General features: G+C 70.9%; 4 protein-coding genes. 3 read left to right on the top strand and 1 reads right to left on the bottom strand.

Features of this window, described 5'->3' with window-relative positions; all coding sequences use genetic code 11:
- The 3 genes from VF794_RS06005 to VF794_RS05995 all read left to right on the top strand — a co-directional run.
- Positions 1-782, top strand: a 782-nt coding sequence (locus tag VF794_RS06005; RefSeq protein ID WP_331108222.1) for a hypothetical protein, incomplete at its 5' end; no start/stop codon positions are given.
- 95 nt (positions 783-877) lie between these two features.
- Entirely contained in the window at positions 878-1,723 is an 846-nt protein-coding gene (locus VF794_RS06000) for a sulfite exporter TauE/SafE family protein (RefSeq protein ID WP_331108221.1), read from the top strand.
- Positions 1,720-2,154, top strand: a complete 435-nt coding sequence (locus VF794_RS05995; RefSeq protein ID WP_331108220.1) for a DUF1634 domain-containing protein — start codon at positions 1,720-1,722, stop codon at positions 2,152-2,154. The genes VF794_RS06000 and VF794_RS05995 overlap by 4 nt, the downstream gene beginning before the upstream one ends.
- Positions 2,155-2,158: 4 nt before the next feature.
- Here the strand turns inward: VF794_RS05995 and VF794_RS05990 are convergent.
- On the bottom strand, positions 2,159-4,066 hold a 1,908-nt coding region (locus tag VF794_RS05990), incomplete at its 5' end, for a translocation/assembly module TamB domain-containing protein (RefSeq protein ID WP_331108219.1).

Raw genomic sequence — 4,066 nt, 5'->3', positions numbered from 1 at the left:
CGCTCATCGTGGAGCGCTCCAAGGCGTACACCATCAACCCGCTGTACATGCTGGCGCGCATCCAGACGGAGTCGAGCCTCATCACCAGCGGCACCTCGACCAACCTGTCCAAGGCCACCGGCTGTGGCTGCCCGGACAGCGGCGGCTGCACCGTCTCCTACGCGGGCTTCGGCAATCAGATCGAGTGCTCGGCGAAGAAGCTGCGCGGCTACCTCATCGACCTGGACGCGGGCCGGGCCACCATCTCCGGGTGGAAGCCGGGCGTGACGAAGAGCACCTCGGATCCGTGCTCGGTGAAGCCCGTCAACAAGGCCACCGCGGCGCTCTATACGTACACGCCCTGGGTGGGCGCGTACGCGATCCAGTGCGGTCGCACCGACGTCGGAGGCTCGTCGCTGGTGGCGGTGAAGTACCACCAGTTCAAGGGTGAGTACGCCTGGGGCACGGGCAGCACCGTCACCTGCTACACGGGCACGGTGGAGGCCAACGTGGCCGTGGGCGTGTGCGTGCAGAGCTCCTCGGACGCCATCTGGCGGCAGTGCCAGGGCGATGGCACCTTCACGGCGGGCACCACCACCAAGCCGACCAACTGCACGGCCTCGTGGCCGTGGTGCAGCTCGGCCACGCTGGGCAAGTCGGTGCCGACGCGCACCTGTGTCCAGTCCAGCTCGGACGGGCTGTGGCACCAGTGCGGCGCCGAGGGCGCGTGGCAGTCCGCTCCCAACGCGGGGAGCACCGGCAGCGGCCCGGTGGGCACCTGCTACGCCACCTACGCCCTCTGAGGCCCCGGAAGACCGGGCAGCCGGGCGAGCACCGCCGGGCGCCCGGGGACGCATTGCACGCTCCGGGGTGATGGCGGAAGGATGCGGCCACCGCCGTGACACCCTTCCTCTTCACCGTCGTGGTCTTCGTCGTGTCCCTCGGGGCCGGGCTGCTGGGCTCCCTGCTGGGGCTCGGCGGAGGCCTCATCCTCGTGCCGGTGCTCACCCTGCTGCTCGGGGTGGACATCCGCTACGCGGTGGGGGCCTCGCTCGTCTCCGTCATCGCCACCTCCAGCGGTGCGGCGGCGGCCTACGTCCGCGAGCGCCTCACCAACCTGCGCGTGGCCATGTTCCTCGAGCTGGCCACCACCGCCGGGGCCCTCACGGGCGCCTCGCTCGCGGGCTTCCTCCACGGGCGCTGGCTGTACGTCGTCTTTGGCACGGTGATGGCGTGCTCGGCGCTCGTCATGCTGCGCAAGCTGAGCGGCGGCGCGTGCGTGCCGGGGGCGCCGGTCCCCGACGCGCTCGCCGACCGGCTGGGGCTGCACGGCAGCTACTGGGACGAGGAGGCGGGACGCGAGGTGCCCTACCGCGTCACCCGTCCACTGACGGGCCTGGGCCTCATGTATGGCGCGGGGACGGTGAGCGGGTTGCTGGGCATCGGCTCCGGGGCGCTGAAGGTGCCGGCGATGGACCTGGCCATGGGCCTGCCCCTCAAGGTGTCCACCGCCACCAGCAACTTCATGATGGGCGTCACCGCCGCGGCCAGCGCTGGCATCTACTTCGCTCGGGGGGACATCGACCCCTTCATCGCCGGCCCGGTGTGCGCCGGCGTGGTGCTGGGCGCCTTCATCGGCTCGCAGTACCTGACGCGGGTGAAGAGTTCCTGGCTGCGCGGCCTCTTCGTCGCGGTGCTGTTGGGGGTGGCCTTCCAGATGCTGCGCAAGGGAGTTGGCCCGTGAGCCTGGACACCGCCCCTTCCCCGGCCAGCTCCACCTCGGAGGCGCTGGAGCAGGACGCCGCCAGTCCCGAGCTGCTCATCAGCCACCTGCTGCGCTCCGGCGTGGTGCTCAGCCTCACGCTGGTGACGTTCGGCATGTCGCTGACCTTCTTCCACCACCCGGACTACTTCTCCTCGGAGCAGGCGCTCCAGCGCCTCACCGCTCCCGAGCGCGGGCCCCATGCCCTGTCGGACGTGCTGGCGGGGGTGATGAACGCGAGGGGGCAGGCCTTCGTGATGGCGGGGCTGCTGGTGCTGATGGCCACCCCGGTGCTGCGGGTGGCCCTGTCCCTGCTCGTCTTCAGCAGGCAGCGGGACCGGACCTTCGTCGCGGTGACGTCCGTGGTCCTCTGCCTGCTGCTGCTGTCCTTCCTGGTGGGCGGCGTGGAGTAGGGCCTCAGTAGTCCTTGCTCCAGATGACGTCCGCGCCTCCCTGCTGGGCATCGCCGTACTCCACCTGGACGCCCCAGCGCGGGGTGAACTGGTACTCCAGCCGCACGGCGTTGGCGTTCTCCCGCCGGGTGCTGGACTGGTTCTGCGCGGTGCCCAGGCGGCCGCTGTAGCCCAGGTACAGCTCGTCCGTGAGGTACTTGCCCACCTCCAGCCGCGCGTCCGCGAGGCCCTCCTCACCGGCCTCGATGGAGAACACGTCCAGCGGCAGCTTCGCCGCCAGCGCCTTGCGCGCCTGCGAGGCCAGCAGCGAGCCCAGCACCGACGCCACCTGCCCCTGGTTCATCGACGCGCCCGAGCCCGCCCTCAGCGTGCGCCGGCCCGTGGCCAGCAGCGTGTAGATTTCCGTCTCCGGCAGCGGCGGCTCGCTGGTGGGCTTGATGGTGAACTCCTTGCCCTGGCCGCGAATGGTGACGAACACCTTCACCCCGGCGCCCTCGTTGGTGTGCTCGGCGACGGCGTTGATGTAGGGCGTGCGTGCCGGGCCGGTGAAGCGCACGAAGCTGGAGTCCTGCACGTTGAAGCGCCGGCCCATCACCTCCAACTCGCCGCGCAGCACCTTCACCGTGCCGTTGATGGACGTCTCGTCCTCGTACTCGATGCGGAAGTTCTCCGACAGGCCGAGCTCCGTGTTGACGTCCGCGCCGTGCACCCAGAGGTTCTTCGGGGCATTCACCGTCACCCAGTACTGGCGCTGCGCCTCCTCCTCGGACGCGGCCAGGGTCCCCGCGCCGCCCGTGGCGGTGCCCGCTTCCCCCGCGGTGGCGGGCGCGGCGCCCTTCTTGCGCTTGCGCTTCTCCAACGGCACCCCGTTGCGCACCAGGACGATGCCCTCGGGCCGGTCCAGGGACTGGATGTCCTTGCGCTTCTCCTCGGGCAGGTTGATGTGGGCCTCGGGGATGGTGAGGTTGCGCAGGTTGACGAGCTGGTTGGAGATCTCCCCCTCGAGGGTGGTGCGCAGGGTGACCTCGGCGATGAGCTGGTCATCGGTGACGAGCGGGAAGTCCCGCATCTCCCCCTGGCCGGTGAGGGCGAGGTGGCCCGCCTTGGTGCGGTCCGCCTGGGCGGTGAGGCTCAGCGAGCCGTTGCCGCTGCGCATGGCGAACTGGGAGAGCTCCAGGTGCTGGTCGTTGACGTTGAGCGCCACCTGGATGTCCCGGTACTCGCCGTAGCTCTCCAGGGCGAGCCGGCCGTCCTTCCACCGGAAGTCGCCTTGGAAGGTGGGGGCGCCGACGGTGCCGCCCACGTGGGCGTCGGCCTGGAGCATGCCGCCGATGGTGCGCACCATGGGGAGCTGCGAGCCGGACAGGAAGGACAGGTCGAACTGCTGTGCGTCCACGTCCGCCTCCACGGGCGCGCGGGAGAAGTCCAAGCCCCGCTGCATCGCGGGCAGGGACAGCTCCTGCTGGGCCTGGCCACGCACCAGCAGCGTGCCGCCGTTGGGCGAGGTGAGGAGCGCGTCCAGTTGGGAGCGTGCGTCGCCATAGGCGTAGTGCATGCGCGCCTGGCCGAGCGCGAACTGGCGCACGCCGAGCTGCTGAAGGCCGGCGGCGACCTCCAGCTTGGGGTCGTCCAGCGTGCCCCGCGCCGCCAGCTCCAGGGAGAAGAGGCCCTGGAGGTTCTGCTGGTCCGTGGCCGGAGTGCCCGGCTGGGGGGGGCTGGCCATGGCCATGAGCTGCCGCAGCGGCACGGGGCCACTGCGCGCCTTGAGGACGAAGGGCAACCGGCCCGCCACCTCCTGGTCCTGAAGCGCGGCGAGGGGGGCATCGATGGTGGCGTCCATCTCCGCCAGCAGCGCGTCCTCGCGCCGCACGGCGAGCTGGAGCCTCACGTCCGAGGCCGTGGTGTGCAAGGC

The organism is Archangium sp. (assembly GCF_036389735.1).
GTDB lineage: Bacteria > Myxococcota > Myxococcia > Myxococcales > Myxococcaceae > Archangium.
Note: the sequence above shows the minus strand (reverse complement) of the source record. Positions and strands in the feature narration are given on the sequence as shown.